This is a genomic window from Fulvivirga lutea, assembly GCF_017068455.1.
Classification (GTDB): Bacteria; Bacteroidota; Bacteroidia; order Cytophagales; family Cyclobacteriaceae; genus Fulvivirga; species Fulvivirga lutea.
The window spans coordinates 3,456,829-3,477,982 of record NZ_CP070608.1; the positions used below are offsets into that span (position 1 = coordinate 3,456,829).

Consider the following 21,154-nt stretch of genomic DNA (forward strand, 5'->3'; position numbering starts at 1 on the left):
AATTGTTATTTATACAGTAGCACTTAACTTCTTGGCTGCTCTGTCCTTCGCTCTTTGATATATCCAGAATTTCAATCTGTATACAATGGTAAAGAGAACAGGAACAATAATTAGGGTTAAGAAAGTGGCTACAATCAAACCAAAGATTACTGTCCAGGCTAAAGGTCCCCAGAATATCACGTTATCTCCACCAAAGTAAATCTGCGGATCAAACTCACTGAAAAGCGAGAAGAAGTCGATATTTAAACCAATGGCCAATGGTATTAAACCAAGGACAGTGGTGATGGCTGTAAGTATTACAGGTCTAAGCCTTGCCTTACCACCTCTAATTACAATTTCTTTCACTGTATCTTTTTCAAGCATTTCATCTTCGTCAATTTTCAAATCATGCTTTTTTCTATCAATGAGTAATTGTGTGTAGTCTAGCAATACCACCCCATTGTTTACCACAATACCTGCCAATGAGATAATTCCCATCATGGTCATCATAATAACGAATGACCAACCGGTAATCATTAAACCACCAAACACACCTATAAAGCTTAAGAATATAGCCAGCATAATGATGATTGGCTTAGAGATACCACCAAATTGGAATACAAGAATGAGCATTATTAAACCTAAACCGCTAAAGAAGGCGCCCATTAAAAAGGCCATTTGTTTGTTCTGCTCTTCGATCTGTCCTGTATAATCAATCTTTACTCCTTTTGGCAAATCTTTGAAGCTTTCCATCTCTTTCTGGATATCAGAAACAATAGCACCGGCATCGGTGTAACCTGGTTGAAGACCTGAATACACAGTTACCACTCTTTTTGTATCTCTGTGTTTGATGGCGCTAAAGGCAGAGGTATTCTTTTGTTCAGCTACTGCCGATACAGGAACCTCCATGATCTGACCATTAGCCTGATCTCTGAAAATGATCTTTTGATCAAACAAGGCGCTTTTATCGTACCTGTTTTCTTCGTTGAAGCGAACGTTAATATCATAATCTTCACCATCTAACTTATAGATACCTGCCTTCTCACCAAAAAGTGATCTTCTTAATTGGCTCCCCACTTGTCCTACAGCAACTCCTAACTCACCTGCTTTCTTTCTATCTACTACCACTTGCATCGATGGTTTGCCTTTGTTCACATCTATCTTAAGTTCTTCTATTCCCGCTATGTTCTTTGCGTTAATAAAGTTTCTCATTCGCTCTGCGGTATTGATGAGTTCATCATAATCATCACCCTCTAATTCAATGTTAATTGGATAGCCAGCTGGCGGACCAACAGGATCTTTCTCTACTGATATAGAAACTCCCGGGTAAATTCCTTTTAACCCTTCCTGAATTTTCTGTCTGAGCTTTTCAGAATCCTTTCCTCTCCTGAATTTAAATTCTCTCATCGAGGTAGTGATCTTAGCTCTATGTGGCATTTCCGCAGATGAACCTCCATCAGTCATTGGATTACCAGCACCTTCACCCACCTGAGAAACTGAAGATTCCACTAAGAAATTATAGCCATCGTCTTTGTATTCAGGATCATCGATAATGGAATACACTCTATCCTCAATGGCTTTTGTTATTTCATTTGTTTTTTCGATGGCTGTACCTTGAGGGTATTCGATGTAAACAATAATCTGCTTCGGAGTATTATCTGGGAAAAACTCCACCTTGGTTCTTTGGCTTGCTAACGATGCTCCAAACAACATGAATACCACAATTAGTAATAAGAACGTTAAGCTGGAATACCAATACACATTATTTCCTCTTACAGCATGGGCAAGGCGTCTTTCATACCAGTTTTCAAATTTCACTAACGTTTTACGTTGGAATCTATCTGCGGATTTTTTGATCACATATTTATAAACCCAGAAAAGGAAAACATTGAAGAGCATTAATGTGCCCAGTCCCTTCATATCTCCTCCGAATATTAAAATAAGAGTACCGATACTTCCTAGAATGGCTGTCAATCGCCACAACTGCTTTTTACTTAGTACCTTTTTACCTACTTCCATAAATTGAGATACCAACATTGAGTTCATGAAAATTGCTACGAATAAAGATGAACCCAGTACTACTGATAGTGTAATCGGGAAGAAAATCATAAACTCTCCCATCATACCTGGCCACATTCCTAATGGAACAAACGCAGCAACCGTTGTAGCAGTAGATATGATAATTGGAAAAGCAATTTCACCAATTCCTTTCTTTGCAGCCTGAACCCTCGATAGCCCCTCTTCTTCCATTAATCGGTATACATTCTCCACTACCACAATACCGTTATCTACTAGCATTCCAAGCCCCATAATCAGACCGAAAAGTATCATGGTATTTAACGTGTACCCTAAAGCTGATAAAATGGTGAACGACATGAACATAGACATAGGAATGGCAAACCCAACGAACAAGGCATTTCTAAATCCTAAGAAAAACATTAAAACAGTTACCACCAGGATAATACCGAATATGATATTATTTACCAGATCCTGTACCTGGTTCAATGTTTTAGACGAAGAGTCATTAGAAATGGTAATTGTAAGATCCTGAGGAAAAACATCTGCCTGAGCATCTTTAATTATTTCACGAATAGCATCCGCAGCAATAATCATGTTCTTACCAGATCTTTTCTTCACATCCAGCATCACAACACTCTCACCGTACTCTCTGGCAAACGTGGTTTTGTCCTCCTCTGTAAATGAAACATCCGCAATATCTTTGATGTAAACGGGGCTATTATTTTGGTGCTTGACCACAAAATTCTCAAGTTCCTCAGGCGATTCAATTTCACCTAAAACTCGAATGGTTCTTCTTTGTCCGCTACTCTTAATATTGCCTGCAGACATGGTCATATTACCATTATTAATTGCTTGTAGGATATTATCGAAACTTACTTGGGCTGCCATCATTTTATAGATATCAACCGCTACTTCTATTTCCTTTTCCTGAGCTCCACGAATATCTGCAGCTTTAATTTGAGGTAAGTCCTCTATTTCTTCCTGAAGATATTCCGCAAATTCCTTGAGCTTCTGAACAGGATAATCACCAGAAATATTGATGTTCATAATAGGCATTTCTTCCGAAAGCCTTAAGTCAAAAACATTGGGTTCTACTTTTGCGCCATTGAAAAGCGGCCAATCTTCACTAGCCTTCTCACTGTCTACTTCATCTTTCACTTTCTGTTTGGCCTCTTCAACAGTAATCTCCTCATCGAACTCCACAGTAATGATAGAATAGTCTTCCTGCGATGTTGAAAGAATTTCGACCACGTTACTGATGTTTTTCACTTTATCCTCTAAAGGATCAGTGATTAGACGTTCTATATCTTCAGCAGTGTTACCCGGAAATGGCGTGCTAATGTAAATTTTAGTTTCCTTTACTTCAGGAAAATCTTCCCTTGGCATATCAAAATAGGACGATACACCCACAAAAAGGAAGATGGCAATCATCACATATATCACAGAGGCATTATCAATTGCCCATGACGATAATTTGAATTCCTTATTTACTTTTTTGTCTTCCATGAAATTACTTTCTAATTACTTTAACCTCCTGTCCGTCCTTCACGCTTCTCGCTCCTTCTTTAATGATATTATCTCCTGAATTGAGTCCGGTAGTAACTTCTACCATATCTCCCTGAGTTTTACCAGTTTGAATAATTACCTTATTTGCCGTGGCGATACTTTCACCATTAAGTTTCGAAGCAACATAGGCATATTGCTCTCCATCTGAATTTTCAGATATTACACTTTGTGGTATTAAAATCGCTTTTGGATTATTATAGTCGTTAATTTCTACTTTGGCAGTTAAGTTAGGTTTAACCAATCCGTTCATAGCTGGCACAGGTACCTCGATAACAAATGATCTGTTATTTGGATTTATGTAATTACTGGTTTGCCTTACTTTAGATTCAATGGTTTTACCTAATACGGGAAAATGAACTTTGGCCTTTTTACCGGGAACAATACTAGAGATGTATGTTTCTGGAACAGATATTTCCACATACATATCAGATAGATTTACAATTCTAAAAATCTCAGAACCTGGCCCAGGAGCAACAACAGTACCCTGATCTTTAATAACATTGTCTATCACACCATTAAATGGAGCTCTAATGTTAAACTTGCTCAATTGGCTTTCAAATTGATTAACAGTGTTTTGCTGTGCCTCGTAATTTGCTTTGGCCTGAAGGTATTGTATCTCCGTACCTATTTTCTGCTCCCACAGTCTTTTTTGCCTTTCAAAGGTTGTTTTGGCCAAAGAAAGTTGAGTTTTTAATTGTGCCAATTGGCTGCTCATTCCACCATCATCTATTCTGGCTAATAATTGACCTTTAGACACTTTATCACCTTCTGTAACATAAACAGCCAAAAGTGTTCCTGCCATTTCAGGATATATCAAAACATTCTGCTTGGTAGTTACATCACCCTGTAATTGAATAAAGTGATTAAAGTCTTCAAGTTTAGTTTCGAATGTAGTTACTAAAGGCAGCTTTTTATTGGTATCGTTAGCTACAATAAAAGCATCTAATTCAGCAATTTGCTTTTCTATCTCTTTTTGTTGTTCAGAAAGAGCCTTCTTTTTAGCTCTTACATCTTCTATATTTCCTGATGCTACAATAGCCTGAACAGATTCATCGCCACCACCACATGCAGCAAATAGCGCAGCAAATAATATTAAAATTGGTAATTGAAATTTCATAGTTGTTGTATGTCTAGGGTAGTTTTTCATTTGTTAAGTTGTCCGTAAGCCTTTTCTAATTCCACTTTGGCTACCAAAGCAGAATACAAGGCATCGTAATAATTGGTTTGAGCTTCTTTATAGTCCGCATCAGCATTGGTAACTTCTATATTAGAACCTACACCTTCCTGATACTTTATTTTAGCTACATCATAAATCTCTTCTGCTAATTCAGTATTTTCTTTCTGAGCAACCATGTTATCAATGGCTGTTTCAAGTTTGATTTTAGCCTGACGAATCTCCAGATCAATCGAGTTTTCCAGCATATCAAATGACTGTTCAATTTGTTTGGCCTGAATTCTATTTTTTTGGATTCTATTACTTTTCAAAAACCCATCAAATATTGGCATACTTAAAGTCACACCCAGTGTTCCAAAATTAAGCCACCTGTCGCCATCAAATAATTCGTTTGACTCACCTGTTTGCGTATTATAGCCATAAGAGAAATTTGCGTAAAGTGCTGGTAGATATTGAACACGGTTATTCTTCATATCCAGGTTAACCAGGGCTAAATTGGTTTGTAATTGTGAGTATTCAATTCGATTATTATAATCAAATTCAGTTTTATCAATCACTGTGAATTCAACCTCTTCAAGCTTATCAGACAAGGTTATTTGTTCAGTCAATTTCATACCCATCTGAAACTTCAATAAATCTCTGCTTAGATCAAGAAGTTGTTTTGTATTGTCAATCTGTACTTTAAGGTTGTTATGCTGAACTTTTATTCTGCTCACATCAATCTTTTCAGCAAAGCCACTTTCGTACATGGCTTGTGTTTCTGTTAATAGTGTATCAAGTCTTCCAAGGTTAACTTCAAGTAATTCATAGCGCTCCTCATTCACAAGCACATTATAGTAGGCTTTTGATACAGCTTCAATAACATCTATTTGGGTCTTTATATGATCCTTTGTTGAAAGCTCTTTATAAGTTTTAGCAGCCTGCAGACCCACGAAAAATGAACCATCAAAAAGTAATTGGCGTGCGCTTAAAGCAATATTACCATCATAAGCCTGACCAAAGGCAAACTGAACCTCATCGCCCTCATTAGCATTAGGGTCAAATATTGTTGCCGGTAATAATGACTTCTGTAATTCGTAGTTATAATTCAATCCAGAGTTAATATTCACTTGTGGTAAACCACGCGCCACAGTTTCTCTAACTTGCGCATCGGCTATATCCTTCTCAAACTCTGCGTTCTTGGCATTTTGATTATTCGTTAGAGCATAATCAATGCATTCCTGCAAGGTATACCCATTATCCTGAGCCCGTCCTTGAGCTACAGAAACAAAAAGAAATACTATTAATAGTAACTGTCTCATTATTAATTTTCTGCTTTTAGTGCTTGTTGTAAATATTTATCGTAGAGTTCTTTTCCCTTGGGCGTTACAATTCCATGAACAAAGTGATCAAAAAATAGTAACTGTAATTCTTTGAAGTTGAACTGATCTTTTGGGTAAACGGTCTCATCAAAAGCTAATTGGACTTCCTCAACTCTCAATCTGGCCAGTGCCTCTGGATTAATCTCTTTTCTGTAATACCCTTCCTTTACACCGCGCTCCAAATTAGTCTGAACCTGATTTTTTATGTACTCATTTTTAAATTTTGTCCACATCTCCCATGCCTTTGGATGATACTTCTGTAAATCAAACAGCAGGGAAGGATTCATATCTTTAAAGTCCTTTCGCATGCACTTAGAAACTTTTGATAATTCCTCCAGAGCATTTTCACTTTCCTTAAAAACCTCGTCATACTCCTGCTTATTCATATCCATATGCAGTTTCAAAGAAAGTGATACAATCTCATTCTTATCTTTATAATATTGATAGATCGTTTTCTTTGAAATTGATAAGTGTCTGGCAATGTCATCCATTGATACACTCCTAATTCCATATTTATGGAATAACTCTGCTGCCCCTGCAATAATTTTTTCTTCTATATTCATTGTTTTCTCCTCACGCCTGCAAAACTATGGAAACTATAATTATCCCCAAAGTTTCCTGAGTTTCTACGAATAAAATTTTTGAAGGTTACTGATATTCTAAAAAAATTTATTTCACAGTTCATTAAAGCTATATTAGCATACTATGGCTGGGCATATATTTAAGATTGACAATCATGTTTTACATTATTACCGTTATGGCAATGGCGCTAAATATATGTTGGCATTTCATGGTTTTGGCTTAACGGGTGAATGCTTCAAGCCAATTTGTGAGGTTTTAAAAAAAGAATACACAATAATTAGCTTTGACCTTTTTTACCACGGCAAAAGCCATTGGGGCACACCTGATAGAAAGCTTACCAAGAAGTATTGGAATAAACTTTTAGCTACTTTTTTAAAAGAGTTAGATATTGATAACTTCTCAATACTTGCTTTTAGCCTTGGTGGTAAATTTGCTCTTGCCACACTTGAACAGTTTCCTAAACGAGTAAATGAAATGATGATGCTGGCTCCTGATGGCATTCAAACACAGATTTGGTATAATTTGGCTACCTACCCTGTTGCCTTCCAAACCTATTTCAAGAGTATGATTGTAAAACCAAATCGGTTTTTTAACATTCTCGATTTAATAAAAAAAATGGGTTTGTTAGATAAAGGAATATCCAAATTTGCCGCCAGCCAAATGAATTCGATAAAAAAAAGGCGCAGAGTATATTACTCCTGGGTAGTGTTTAAGGATTTAACATTCGATCTCAAAAAGATCGCTCAACTCATAAATGAAAATAATATTGGTTTTACCATGTACTTAGGCGCGTATGATAAGATCATAACAAAAGAGGGTATGAAGAAATTAACCTCCAAACTAAAAACACAGGAAACAAAAGTGTTAGATTGCGGCCATAATAACCTTATTGACCATACGGCTGCATTTTTAGATCAAAATCGTTAGTTTTCCACCTTAATCCATTAACACTTTTTAAACGTGAATAGCAGAGTAAGAAATCATTTAATTTTTTTAGCAAAAAAAGGTGATTCACCAATACCTTACAGAAGACTAATAAACCAAACTGAGCTTGGGCTGAACATGGATATTAAACATGAAAAACAGCTTCTCGGAGAGATTTTAGATGAAATATCTGAAGATGAGCACGAAGCGGGTCGCCCCCTATTAAGTGCGATGGTTCAGGACAAAAGAAATGGCCAGGGCGATAGATTTTTTAAACTTTGCGAGCGCCTTGAGATGGGAGAATGGAAAGATTTAAAAAAGGATGAAGACTTCAGGGATGAACAAATTGCCAAGTGTCATGAATTTTGGCAAAATGAAGAAAATTATAAGAAGTATTTTTAGCTAGAAAAAAACTACTTTTGCGGGTGTAAAAATTCAGCTATCGAAACCCGCAATTTCATGATTAAATTTTTCCGCAATCGCAATCACACAGTTTACGCGGTAGGAATCAAAAACGACTTTTCAGCAGAAGATTTAAGTAAGCTAGTTTGGCTTTTTGGTGAAGCAGAGCCACTAAAAGAGACTACACTAAATAACCAGTTCGTAGGTCCCCGAAAGGAGATGGTTACTCCCTGGAGTACTAATGCTGTTGAGATTACCCAGAATATGGGTATTTCAGGTATCCAACGAATTGAAGAGTTTATCCCTTACAATTCAGAAGATGAGTTCGATCCTATGCTACAAGTATTATACAAGCAGTTGGATCAGAACATTTTCACAATAGACAAAGCACCAGAACCTGTTTTAGAAATTGACGACATAGCTGCATTCAATCTTAAAGAAGGTTTGGCACTGAGCGAAGAGGAGATTACATACCTGAATGGAGTAGCTGAACAATTAGGCAGAAAATTAACAGACTCTGAAGTATTCGGATTCTCTCAGGTAAATTCCGAGCATTGCAGACATAAAATATTCAACGGCACATTTATTATTGATGGTAAGGAACAACCTTTATCTCTATTTAAATGGATCAAGAAAACGTCCGAAACACATCCGAATTATATAGTATCGGCCTATAAGGATAATGTTGCTTTTGTAAAAGGACCAAAAGCTGAGCAATTCGCTCCTAAAACTCAAAACAAAGCCGATTTTTTCGAAACCAAAGAAATTGACACTGTCATCAGCTTAAAAGCTGAAACACATAACTTCCCTACTACTGTTGAGCCATTTAATGGTGCTGCCACTGGGTCGGGTGGGGAAATAAGAGATAGACTAGCGGGTGGCAAGGGTAGTTTGCCTTTAGCAGGCACTGCAGTTTATATGACTTCGTATTCCAGATTAGAAGAAGGAAGAAATTGGGAGAAAGGTATGCCAGAAAGAAAGTGGTTGTATCAAACTCCGATGGATATTCTTATCAAAGCTTCTGATGGAGCTTCTGATTTTGGAAATAAATTCGGTCAGCCATTAATCTGTGGTAGTGTATTAACGTTTGAGCATTCTGAGAATGGCAAAGAGTATGGCTATGATAAGGTAATTATGCAGGCTGGTGGTATAGGCTTTGGAAAAGAAAAAGATGCTAAAAAAGATACCCCTGAAAAAGGCGATAGAATAGTAATACTTGGTGGAGATAATTATCGCATTGGAATGGGCGGTGGTGCTGTGTCATCAGTGGCAACTGGCGAGTTTGGCAATAGTATCGAGTTAAATGCCATCCAGAGATCTAATCCTGAAATGCAAAAAAGAGCCATGAACGCAATTAGGGCTATGCAGGAAAGTGATGTGAATCCGATTGTTTCCATCCACGATCATGGTGCAGGTGGCCACTTAAATTGCCTTTCTGAGCTTGTTGAAGAAACAGGTGGTTCGATAGACATTAAAAAATTACCAGTAGGTGATCCTACTTTATCCGACAAGGAAATTGCAGGTAATGAATCACAAGAGCGTATGGGCCTTGTGATGAAGAAAAAAGATATAGCCACTTTAAGAGAAGTGGCCGACAGAGAACGCTCACCCATGTATGATGTAGGTGAAGTTACTGGCGATCATCACTTTAAGTTTGAAAATAAAGAAACCGGCAAAAATGCCATTGATTGGGAGTTGTCGCATATGTTTGGCTCTTCACCTAAAACTATTCTTGAAGATAAATCTCAGAATTCAGGATTTAGTGACGTTGAATACAGCATAAGTGACATTCCAACATACATTAAAGAAGTACTTCAGCTTGAAGCTGTGGCATGTAAAGATTGGTTAACTAACAAAGTAGACCGCTCTGTAACAGGAAAAGTAGCCACGCAACAAACTACGGGTGCCATTCAATTGCCACTAAATAATGTGGCTGTAATGGCCATTGATTACAAAGGAAGAAAAGGTGTAGCCACCTCCATGGGGCACGCACCAATTTCTGCTTTGGTAGACCCAAAAGCGGGCTCACAGCTTTCTATCGCTGAGTCTTTAACCAACCTGGTTTGGGCTCCCCTATCTCATGGGTTAAAAGGTGTCTCGCTAAGCGCCAACTGGATGTGGCCAGCAAAAAATGAAGGTGAAAATGCACGACTTTATGAAGCCGTGAAAAGTGTTAGTGAATTTGCGATAGCATTAGGAATTAATATTCCTACAGGTAAGGATTCACTTTCAATGACGCAAAAATACCCTGATGGTAAAACTATATATTCACCAGGCACGGTTATTATCAGCACAGTAGCAGAGGTAAGTGATATAACCAAAACCATCAGCCCCAACCTTAAAAAAACAGCGGGATCAGAATTGCTTTATATTGATCTTTCTGGGAGCTCATTTGAATTAGGTGGAAGTTCTTTCGCGCAAACAAGAAACAAGTTAGGCTCAAAATCACCGAGAATTGAAAGTGCAGACTATTTTTCTAAGTGTTTTCAATCGATTCAAACATTAATTACACAAGGCCAGATTCTGTCAGGTCATGATATTTCTGCAGGAGGAATGCTGACTGCATTACTTGAAATGACTTTTGCAAATGTAAAAGGCGGTCTAGATATCAATTTAAATGAAATTGAAGAAAGCGATTTAGTTAAGATTTTATTTAGCGAACAACCAGGTTTGCTTATCGAAATTGAAAAAGGATCAGCAGCTATTGATATACTCAAAAAAGATGGAATTAAGTATCATTTAATTGGCTCAACTACTGAAAATAGGCAGCTTGAGATTACAAAAAATGCTGATCAATTGAATTTTGATATTAATGAACTTCGCGATGTATGGTACAAAACCTCACATCTGCTCGATAGAAAACAAAGTGGTGTGAAGCATGCAGATCAACGCTTTGAAAATTACAAGGTGCAGCCGCTTTCGTACCAGTTTCCAAACAACTTTAAAGGAACTTTAAATAATTTTGGTATTGATATCAACAGAAAAGGAAATTCAGGAATAAAAGGTGCCATCATCCGCGAAAAAGGAGTAAATGGCGATAGAGAAATGGCCTGGGCAATGCATTTGGCTGGTTTCGATGTAAAAGACATTCATATGACTGATCTCATTTCAGGTAGAGAAGATTTATCTGATGTAAATATGATTGCTTTTGTTGGAGGATTCTCCAACTCAGATGTTCTTGGTTCTGCCAAAGGTTGGGCCGGTGCCTTTTTATACAATGAAAAAGCTAAAATAGCCTTAGAGAAATTTTATGCCAGAAAAGACACATTAAGTTTAGGAGTGTGCAACGGCTGCCAGTTAATGATGGAATTGGGTCTACTCTACCCTGAACTAAGCAATCACCCGAAAATGCATCATAATGGCTCTGGCAAGTTCGAGTCTGCCTTTATAAATGTAGATATTCCTAAAAACAACTCTGTAATGCTCGAAACACTTTCAAATAGCAAACTCGGTGTTTGGCTAGCTCATGGTGAAGGCAGATTTATATTACCTCAAAATGAAGATGCATACAATATAGTATCAACATATTCTTATAAGAGCTACCCAGGCAACCCCAATGATAGTGATTACGCAGCCGCTGCAGTTTGTTCAAAAGATGGCAGACATTTAGCTATTATGCCTCATTTAGAAAGATCAATATATCCTTACAATTGGCCTGATTATCCTTCTGATAGACAAGATGAAGTATCGCCTTGGATTGAAGCCTTTGTAAATGCCCGAAAATGGGTAGAGAAAAATTGTTAATTAGTAATGAAAATATTTATACAAGGATTTACTTTTTAATTTTTTCAGTATACATTTGCAATCCCAAATTAAAGGGGAAGCAAGAATGCCCGATGGTGTAACTGGCAACACGTCTGGTTTTGGTCCAGAAGAGTCTAGGTTCGAGCCCTAGTCGGGCAACTTAAAAGGGCGATCCCGAAAGTTCTCGGGATCGCTTTTTATTTAATAAAAAATACGATATGTCATCGGTAAAAATATTTTCAGGCCACGCAACTAAGTATTTAGCTGAAAAGATTGCACAATCTTACGGTAAACCACTTGGTGAAGTGACTCATCAAACGTTTAGTGATGGTGAGATGTGCCCCTATTTTTCCGAGTCTGTAAGAGGCTGTGACGTATTTATTATTCAATCTACTTTCCCACCTGCTGACAACTTCATGGAGTTGTTGCTATTAATTGATGGGGCCAAAAGAGCAAGTGCCAAATATGTAACTGTGGTAGTTCCATATTTTGGTTATGCCAGACAAGATAGAAAAGATAAGCCTAGGGTTGCCATTGCTGCTAAGTTGATGGCAAATCTTTTAACAGCCGCAGGTGCAGACAGAATTATGACATGCGACCTTCATGCTGACCAAATTCAAGGATTTTTTGATATTCCGCTAGATCACCTTGACGGAACATCGATATTCATACCTTACCTAAGATCTCTGAACCTTGATAATATCATGTTTGCTTCTCCTGACGTAGGAGGTGTAAAAAGAACCAGAGCATTTGCTAAGTTCTTTGATGCGGAGATGGTAGTGTGCGATAAGCACAGAAAAAGAGCGAACGAAGTAGCATCTATGAGATTGATAGGAGATGTTGAAGGTAAAGATGTTATTATGGTAGACGACCTGATTGATACAGGTGGTACTATGTGTAAGGCTGCCGCGCTATTGAAAGAAAAAGGAGCTGCCTCCGTGAGAGCCGTTGTTACTCATGGTGTACTTTCCGGAAAAGCGTATGAAAACATTGAAAATTCTGTATTAGAAGAATTGGTGATAACGGATTCACTTCCATTGAGAGGTCAATCATCAAAAATTAAAGTATTAACTATAGCTGATCTTTTTGCAAAAGCAATAAGAAAGATTCATGATCACGAATCAATCAGCTCATTATTTATTCAAGCGTAATTATTAACTAAATATACTATTATGAAAACAGTTGAGATTATAGGGTATAACAGAGCAAATCTCGGCAAATCTGAAGCCAAGAGGCTTAGAGCTGAAGGCTACGTACCATGTGTAATTTATGGTGGAGAAGAGCAAGTTCATTTTTATGCGCCTGCAATTCTTTTTAGAGAATTGATTTACACAGATCAAGCACACTTTGTTCATTTGAACATTGAAGGAAGAGAGTTTGAAGCTATCCTTCAAGACGCACAATTTCACCCAGTAAGTGAAATTCTTTTACACGTTGACTTCTTGCAAATGTTTGCTGGAAAAACTATCAAAATGAACATCCCTGTTCACTTCGAAGGTAACTCTCCAGGAGTAGCAAAAGGTGGTACGTTAATTAAGAAAAGAAGACATTTGGCAGTTAAAGCACTTCCAAAAGACTTACCTGAATTTATTACAGTTGATCTATCTAAACTTGATTTTGGTAGAGCACTTAAAGTAGGTGAGATCGAAGAAAACAACTTCGAAATCTTAGATTCAAAAATTGCCTCTGTAGCTGTGGTTGAAATACCTAGAGCTCTTAGAGGTAAGACTGACGATGAAGAGGAAGAAGAAGGAGTTGAAGAAGGTGCAGAAGGTGCTGAGGCTCCTGCAGCTGAAGGAGGAGAAGCTCCAGCAGAAGAGGGAAGCGAATCATAATCCTTACTTTTTAGAAAATTTAGAATCCTGCCTTGATAATTCAAGGCAGGATTTTTTTATTTTACTACTATGAAATATTTAATTGTCGGACTGGGAAATATTGGTGCAGAGTATGAGCTAACAAGGCATAATATTGGCTTTTTAGTACTCGATAAGTTGGCTGATGACCATGATGAATCGTTTAAAACAGAACGCTACGCCAGCACGTGTTTAATAAAGCATAAAGGACGGCAGCTGCACTTGATTAAGCCAACAACCTACATGAACCTAAGTGGCAAAGCCGTTAACTATTGGATGAATGAGCTAAAGATTTCGAAAGAAAATATTTTGGTGATTGTAGATGATATTGCACTACCTTTTGGCAGTCTGAGAATGCGAGGTAAAGGCAGCTCTGCAGGACATAACGGCTTAAAGAATATTGAAGATTTAACTGGTGGACAAGATTACGCCCGCCTGAAGTTTGGCATCGGCAATAATTTCCATAAAGGTCATCAGGTGGATTATGTGCTAAGCAACTTTAAAAATGAAGAGTTTAAAGCCTTGCCACAATATATCGACAAGGCTAATGATATGATTCTCTCTTTCAGTACAGCTGGTTTAGCGCGCACAATGACACAGTTTAACGACTAACTAATCTGAGAGCCGGGCGCAACTTTTCCTGATGGCTCCATAAACTGTAATTTACCATCTTTATCTTCTGCCATCAGAATCATTCCCTGAGACTCCTCTCCCATGATCTTGCGTGGCGCAAGGTTAATTAGAATTGTCACTTGCTTGCCAACCACCTCTTCAGGACTAAAATGCTGCGCTATACCGCTCAATACTGTTCGTTTATCCAAGCCCGTATCTACTTTGAGTTTTAATAGTTTCTTAGATTTTGGTACAGATTCCGCTTCAAGTATTGTACCTACTCGCAGATCCATTTTCATAAAATCATCGAATACTATTTCTTCTTTAGCAGGATTTGCCGGAGCATTTTCCATCTCGTTTTGTTTTTTAGTGTTTTCTAATTTTTGTATTTGCTGCTCTACCACTTGGTCCTCAATCTTTTCAAATAATAACTCTGCCTTATTTATTTCATGACCATTTTTTAAAATATCAGCTTTCCCAGCCTCATTCCACTTAAGTGTCTCCAAGTTTAGCATATTGCCAAGTTTCAACATGGATTTTGGTAGAAAAGGCTCTCCAATTATGGTAAGGTTGGCTACAACCTGAAGCGCAATATTCATAATTGTTTTTACCCGCTCTTCATCTTCTTTTATCAGTTTCCAAGGTTCAGTATCAGCCAAATATTTATTGCCCGTTCTGGCTACATCAATAAATTCAGCCATAGCTTCTCTGAATCGGAAATTTTTAATCGACTTTTCAATCTTTTGAGGAGCTTCTTTTAATACTTGTAATACATTTTCATCTATATCAAACAGCTTTCCACATTCAGGAATTTTACCGTTATAGTATTTATGAGTAAGAACCAGAGCCCTATTAATGAAGTTACCGAGTATCGCAACTAGTTCATTATTATTTCTTGCCTGAAAATCCTTCCATGTAAAGTCATTATCCTTAGTTTCAGGAGCATTTGAGCATAATGCATAGCGCAGCACATCTTCTTTACCCGGAAATTCTTCTAAATATTCGTGCAGCCAAACAGCCCAATTTTTTGAGGTGCTTATTTTATTACCCTCCAAATTCAAAAATTCATTGGCCGGAACATTATCAGGTAGAATAAAGTCTCCATCAGCCTTCAAAATTGTGGGGAAGATAATGCAGTGAAATACAATATTATCCTTACCAATAAAGTGTACCAATTTGGTATCATTACTCTTCCAGTATGGCTCCCAATCTTTGCCTTTTGCTTTCGCCCACTCTTTAGTTGCTGATATATATCCTATTGGCGCATCAAACCATACATATAAGACCTTACCTTCTGCTCCTTCCACAGGAACCTTCACGCCCCAATCCAAATCGCGCGTCATAGCTCTTGGCATCAATCCATTGTCTAACCAAGATTTACATTGACCATATACGTTTGATTTCCACTCTTTGTGATCTTCGAGAATCCATTCTTTAAGCCAGCTTTCGTATTTATTCATTGGCAAGTACCAATGCTTTGTATCCTTCTTAACAGGTGCAGCCCCACTTAAAGCAGAGCGCGGGTTAATTAATTCTGATGGACTTAAAGAAGATCCGCATTTCTCGCACTGATCGCCATAAGCGTTCTCATTTTTACAATTAGGGCAAGTACCAATAATATATCTGTCAGCTAAAAACTGTTGATTTTCTTCATCATAATATTGCGAGGAGGTTTGCTCTTCGAATACCCCATTGTCGAACATCTTTTTAAAGATAGCCGATGATGTTTCATGATGTGTTTTAGATGAAGTTCTTGAATAGATATCGAAGTCAATACCAAATTTTTCAAAAGACTCTTTAATCATGTGATGATACTTGTCAACTACTTGCTGTGGTGTAATTCCATCTTTTTTAGCCCTTAAAGTTATGGCTACACCGTGTTCATCCGAACCACAAACAAATGCCACATCTTCTCCCTTGCTTCGTAGATACCTGACATAAATATCTGATGGTACATAAACGCCCGCCAAGTGACCAATATGAACGGGACCATTAGCGTATGGAAGTGCCGCTGTTACAGTATATCTTTTGAAATCTTTATTCTTCATTTAGCTCTATCTTTCAGGGCACAAAGATAGAAGATTGAAGGTAATTGAACAGGTTATGTTAATGGTAAGGTTATTTTAAAATGGGTATGGTTTTTATCATCAAGGAGAGCAATATTACCACCCAGTTTTAATATCGATTGTTTTACAATATATAAGCCTAAACCAAGTGTTCTGTGTTGCAGCGCAGATTTTTTGAAAAGCTCAAAAACATCACCTAATTCACTCTTAACGCTAGCACTGCCTTCATCAACAACGTCAATGATGATATTACTATCATCACTATCAATTAATATATCAATGGCCTTCTCCAGGTTAGTATCACCCCTCATTTTTAGAATGCTTTGAATGAGATTAAAAAAGATTAAATCCATCAAAGCACTGTCAGACACCATTGGTTTATCCAGCTTAATATCCAGCTTCACATTAATGCTTTCATCGCCTTCTATCTTTTTATTCTGTTTAATGCACTCTGAAATAATTTTCTTGATGTGTATCTCATCTAGATTCAATTCCAAGTTAGATATTTCACTAATCGTTTTGAGTCGGGTTAGTATTGCATTTAGGTCTAAAGCCGAACTGTACAATTTCTGAAAATACTCAGAAGCCTTTTTCTCCTTTATGTCGAGAAGTGCCACATGGCACATTCCTAATAGCGTGGCTAAAGGCCCCTTAATGTCGTGAGATGATTTATAAATAAAATTATCCAACTCAATATTTGCCAGCATCAGCTGATCATTCTTTTCCTTCAAGAGATCTGACTTTTCTTCCACAGATGACTTTAGCCGTTTGTTGTATTCTTCCAATTTTTCATTCTGGGCTTTAATCAATGCCTGCGCCCTTTCCAACGCACTATTTTTTTCTTCAAGAGATTCTTTCTGGGCTTCAATTTCTTCATTCTGCACTGAAATTTCTATGTTTCTAATCTTCAGAGTTGCATTTTTCTTTCTATTAATTCTAAGCTGATTATAGACTACAACAACCAGCAAAACAATAAGAATAATAACTGCTATGAGCACCATAACAAACCGTTTGTTAGCGGTTAATTGCTTGTCCTTTTTTGCCAATAGTTGTTGATTTTCTTCATCTTGAATTTCTAATTGAATAGAAGCAAGATTCCTGGCCAAGTTTTCATTAAACAATGTATCACGCAACTGTAATAGTTTAGTCTGATATTCAAATGCCTTTGATTTATCATTGATCTCAGAATAGATTTCTACATACTGTTCCAGATTATCGAACATTCTGTCTTTAGCTCCAATTTCAATAGCGATACTCTGACTTTGATTCAATAGCTCAATAGCACTATCGTAATTGTGCTTATATAATGCCTGTTTACTCTGTAAATAAAGTATTTCTGAAATTCCTCTTTTGTCACCTATCGTGCTACGCAATTCAGCTGATTTACTTAAATAGCCATTTGCCTTCTCATAATCTGATTTCCGCTGATATATCTGGCCCAGCCCGGCATACGTAACGGATTTCCAGTACTTATTATCAACATCAACAGCCAGCGACAATTGAAAATAGTGCTCAGCTCTGGGTAGATTATTTTCACGCAGGTAAGTATTTGCAGTGTTGTTTTGGGAATACAAGATTAGATCTTTGTCATTTTGACTTTCCGCTACCTCAAGTGCTTCCAAAAAATACGCACGAGCCTTTTTGTAATCCTTCAACCGCTCGTAGACAAGGCCAATATTATTTAAAGTAGTACCTAAGCCATATTCTTGTCCAATAGCCCGTTTCAAACTCAAAGACCTTAATAGATATTCTAACGCATTCTGATAGGATCCCAAGCTATAATTGGCTAACCCTAAGTTGTTTAAGGCATTATTCACCAATTCCTGATTCTCAATTTCCTTAGCTATTTTGAGTGCTTTGTCATTATAAACTATAACAGAATCATAATCACCTAAATAATAGTAGGCACCTCCAATAAGTCTTAATGAAATACATATTAACTCTTGATCGTCTGTAAGTTTAGATAACCTATAAGCTTCGTAGGCATAGTTTATTGCACTATCTGGGTAATTAAGCCATAAGTTAATTGTACGCTGATTTAGTGAATCAATTTTTTGTTTTAACTGCTCGTTTTGCCCATTAGAATGAATGGAAAAAGTAAATACAATGAAGAGAAATAAGCCTAATTTTCTCATTGAAAGAGCTTGACATATTGTAGAAAGATATCAAAAAACCCTTATAATACCAACCTCAATTATATAAGTGAAATGGTCATTCTAAATTTTGTATGACTTTGTTCGGTTTTTGTAACTTCAATCTCACCTTCCAGTTTATCAACAGCTAGCTTTACTAGGTAGAGTCCCATGCCAGCTGAGTCTTGTATTTCAGATGTTTTTGAAAAAATATCGAAAATCTGGTCCGATATAGAATCGTTAATTCCCAGACCATTATCAACCACCTCAAAAACCAATTGATTATCATTTTTTATGAATGATATTTCAATAAAACTCGACACCTTTTCTGAAGGATCATGGAATTTAAATGCATTGTTAATGATATTCGAAACAATAATTTTCAGTAACTCAGGATCACTGGTAACATGTAAATGCTCTTCGCCCTTTATTAATACATTTATTTCTTTCTTGATGTAGCCAATCTTGTTCTCATCTACAATATCAATAACTAACTGACTGAAATCAAAGTCTTCCTTTGTGGGTAGTGAGTTATTTATCTGATTGACAATCAATAATTTAGACAATATTCTATTGAGTTTTGAAGCCGTTTTACTCAGCTTCTGAAAATAGTCAACAGACATGGTATCCTTAATATCCATTAAGGCAATATTGCATATACCTTGTAGCGTGGCTAATGGTCCCCGAATGTCATGCGATGTTTTGTATATGAAGTTGTCTAGCTCGTGGTTAGACTTGATTAGGGCAGCATTTGATGCGCGCAATTCTTCCGTTCGTTCTTTTACACGTTCTTCAAGTTCAGAATTAAGGTCAACCAGTTTTCTATTCTGCTCCTCGATAGTGTCATTAGCCTTTCTTAATCTTCTATTTACCCTTTTACGTACATTGTTATTCCTGTAAAGAAGTATTACAACCAAGGCAGTAAGAACAGAAATAACCACTGCCAAAAACAATAATGTTGTACGTCTGTTGATCTCTTTATTTTGAAGCTCTATAATTTCAAGATTTTCACGCTCTTCAAAATCCACCTGAATTTGCAAAAGGTTCTTAGCTATTACTTCATTGAGAATTTCATTGCTTACTGAATCATACAGGACTTGGTATTGATAGGCTTCTTTATATTTTTTTTGCGCAAAAGATATTTTAGCGTATTCTCTATAATTATTCTGAACCATTCTGGGTGTTCTAGCCTCAACAGCAATATTATGGCTTGAATCCAAGTAGTCGGTAGCCTTTGAGAATTCTTCCATATCAATATAAATGGTAGCTAAATTATTGTATATAGAAGCCCTCTTTATTCTAAAGTCATTTTTTCTTGCTATTTGAAGGGCCGTTAGATAGCTAGTCTTTGCTTTTTCGATGTCTTTGAAATACTGTAGACAAATACCCTTTCCCAAGTAGGCTTCCACTAAAATCAACTCCGAACATTGTTCGCTGCAATTCTCTATGGTTCTATTGAAATAGGAAAGTGCATCCTGGTATCTACCTAAGCCTATATAGGTTAAACCCATATTAGTGTAAGTACCATACACACTACTAAATTCCTCCTCTTCTTCTATTTGTTTAGATCTTTCAAAATAAATCAAAGCCTTATTATAGTCATTGAGCTGATAGTAGACCAGACCTATATTATTACAAGCGATCGCAATAGCTTCCTTATCTCCTTCCTCTTCACGTAGTTTCAAAGATTCAAAATGATATCGCAGAGCTAAATCAAATTTAGAAATTGAATAATAAGTTAGTGCCAAACCATTCAATGAAGCTTTTTCTCTATCCCTAATACCATTTATCCGCGCAGATTTAAGGGCAGCTTGATAATGAATAAGTGCCTCTTGAAAATTTCCGGCATTTTTATTTACATATGCGATGGCATATTCTGCCCTTACGTAATTTAAACTATCACCTAATTTTTTGGCGAGATCACTAGCTCTATTGGCTATTAATAGTGCGCTATCTAAATTGTCCAGCTTAGATACAAACAAGTCCATCAAAATAGACGGCTGCTCATTCACCGGTACGGTATTCAATTTATTTAATAATGAATCGGCTTTATTATTAGAAAAAAGGCATGTAGGCACAAATAATAACAGAACTAAGAATAATCTTTTAGAAATAATATCAAACACCTGTAAGCTTCTAGCCATAATTAACCAGCATTGTATCTTTTAATATTCCAAATTTGACTAACCAACTATTACAAGGATGTGATGATTCATATTATCATTTATTATTCCTAAGGCCCACTTGTTGAGGTGGAGGGAACGTGAATATAATTAATGTATTCATTAAATCCATATTGAGTGAAATTCTCAATTAACTAAAATGAACTATAAACCAACTAAAATTAAAGACTAAAAATCATGAAAAAATCATTACTGAAATTACTTGCCGTGTTAATGTTGACTGGTACCCTTTATTCTTGCTCAGAAGAGGAAATTAACCCTTCCGATGACCTTAACAGCAAAAAAACAGAAGGTGTAACAAAAGATGACGGCACATTTTAAAATATAAATTTTACCACTATGAAATCTAAAATATTAATTACCGCAGTGATTGTTGCAATCTTAGGATCGTTTGCTTTTATCACTATCGAAAAAACTCAATTTGAGAAAAAAGAACAAAGTGTTCAATCTACCAATGAACCTTTGAGTGGAATTGTGAAAGAAGACGCTTCTTTCTAAGCAAATATTACTTTCTCCACTTTTTTCTGTTGTTCCCCGCACATGCAGAACAGGTTCTT

The 21,154-nt window shown here is 36.8% G+C and carries 15 protein-coding genes and 1 tRNA gene; 9 read left to right on the forward strand and 7 right to left on the reverse strand.

The window, feature by feature from the left end:
* Positions 1-9: 9 nt before the first annotated feature.
* From JR347_RS15350 to JR347_RS15365, 4 genes are read right to left on the reverse strand one after another with little or no spacing between them, the layout of a single operon-like run.
* Positions 10-3,504: an efflux RND transporter permease subunit gene (locus tag JR347_RS15350; RefSeq protein ID WP_205721470.1), complete on the reverse strand. Its 3,495-nt coding sequence runs from the start codon at positions 3,502-3,504 to the stop codon at positions 10-12.
* Positions 3,505-3,508: 4 nt separating this feature from the next.
* Positions 3,509-4,681 (reverse strand): efflux RND transporter periplasmic adaptor subunit, encoded by a 1,173-nt coding sequence (locus JR347_RS15355; protein WP_205721471.1) that lies wholly within the window; start codon positions 4,679-4,681, stop codon positions 3,509-3,511.
* Between the two features lie 26 nt (positions 4,682-4,707).
* Positions 4,708-6,039, reverse strand: coding sequence for a TolC family protein (locus JR347_RS15360; protein ID WP_205721472.1), 1,332 nt, complete (start codon positions 6,037-6,039; stop codon positions 4,708-4,710).
* A gap of 2 nt (positions 6,040-6,041) precedes the next feature.
* Complete coding sequence (locus JR347_RS15365; protein ID WP_205721473.1) at positions 6,042-6,662, reverse strand: TetR/AcrR family transcriptional regulator; 621 nt, start codon at positions 6,660-6,662, stop codon at positions 6,042-6,044.
* Between the two features lie 142 nt (positions 6,663-6,804).
* Here JR347_RS15365 and JR347_RS15370 point away from each other — a divergent pair, with 142 nt between their 5' ends.
* The 7 genes from JR347_RS15370 to pth all read left to right on the forward strand — a co-directional run bounded on the left by JR347_RS15370 (position 6,805) and on the right by pth (position 14,216).
* Entirely contained in the window at positions 6,805-7,608 is an 804-nt protein-coding gene (locus JR347_RS15370; protein ID WP_235689690.1) for an alpha/beta hydrolase, read from the forward strand.
* A gap of 33 nt (positions 7,609-7,641) precedes the next feature.
* Complete coding sequence (locus JR347_RS15375) at positions 7,642-8,007, forward strand: hypothetical protein (RefSeq protein ID WP_235689691.1); 366 nt, start codon at positions 7,642-7,644, stop codon at positions 8,005-8,007.
* A gap of 57 nt (positions 8,008-8,064) precedes the next feature.
* Positions 8,065-11,751 carry a phosphoribosylformylglycinamidine synthase gene (purL, locus tag JR347_RS15380; RefSeq protein WP_205721474.1) on the forward strand — a complete coding sequence of 1,229 codons (3,687 nt, stop codon included), beginning with the start codon at positions 8,065-8,067 and terminating at the stop codon, positions 11,749-11,751.
* Positions 11,752-11,837: 86 nt separating this feature from the next.
* Positions 11,838-11,910, forward strand: a tRNA-Gln gene (locus JR347_RS15385).
* A gap of 59 nt (positions 11,911-11,969) precedes the next feature.
* On the forward strand, positions 11,970-12,902 hold the full coding sequence (locus tag JR347_RS15390; protein ID WP_205721475.1) for a ribose-phosphate pyrophosphokinase: 933 nt from the start codon (positions 11,970-11,972) through the stop codon (positions 12,900-12,902).
* Between the two features lie 21 nt (positions 12,903-12,923).
* Positions 12,924-13,586 carry a 50S ribosomal protein L25/general stress protein Ctc gene (locus JR347_RS15395; protein ID WP_205721476.1) on the forward strand — a complete coding sequence of 221 codons (663 nt, stop codon included), beginning with the start codon at positions 12,924-12,926 and terminating at the stop codon, positions 13,584-13,586.
* Positions 13,587-13,655: 69 nt separating this feature from the next.
* Positions 13,656-14,216: an aminoacyl-tRNA hydrolase gene (gene pth / locus JR347_RS15400; RefSeq protein ID WP_205721477.1), complete on the forward strand. Its 561-nt coding sequence runs from the start codon at positions 13,656-13,658 to the stop codon at positions 14,214-14,216.
* On the opposite strand, the gene metG is transcribed toward pth, so the two are convergent.
* From metG to JR347_RS15415, 3 genes are read right to left on the reverse strand one after another with little or no spacing between them, the layout of a single operon-like run.
* Entirely contained in the window at positions 14,213-16,264 is a 2,052-nt protein-coding gene (gene metG, locus JR347_RS15405) for a methionine--tRNA ligase (protein ID WP_205721478.1), read from the reverse strand. The genes pth and metG overlap by 4 nt on opposite strands.
* 53 nt (positions 16,265-16,317) lie before the next feature.
* On the reverse strand, positions 16,318-18,417 hold the full coding sequence (locus JR347_RS15410; RefSeq protein WP_205721479.1) for a tetratricopeptide repeat protein: 2,100 nt from the start codon (positions 18,415-18,417) through the stop codon (positions 16,318-16,320).
* A 59-nt stretch (positions 18,418-18,476) separates the two neighbouring features.
* Complete coding sequence (locus JR347_RS15415) at positions 18,477-20,558, reverse strand: tetratricopeptide repeat-containing sensor histidine kinase (RefSeq protein WP_205721480.1); 2,082 nt, start codon at positions 20,556-20,558, stop codon at positions 18,477-18,479.
* Positions 20,559-20,774: 216 nt separating this feature from the next.
* Here JR347_RS15415 and JR347_RS15420 point away from each other — a divergent pair, with 216 nt between their 5' ends.
* Together JR347_RS15420 and JR347_RS15425 are read left to right on the forward strand one after the other, a co-directional pair.
* Entirely contained in the window at positions 20,775-20,918 is a 144-nt protein-coding gene (locus JR347_RS15420) for a hypothetical protein (protein ID WP_205721481.1), read from the forward strand.
* A gap of 18 nt (positions 20,919-20,936) precedes the next feature.
* The gene (locus JR347_RS15425) at positions 20,937-21,095 is read left to right on the forward strand and encodes a hypothetical protein (RefSeq protein ID WP_205721482.1); all 159 of its coding nucleotides are present in this window, start codon (positions 20,937-20,939) and stop codon (positions 21,093-21,095) included.
* Positions 21,096-21,154: the final 59 nt, after the last annotated feature.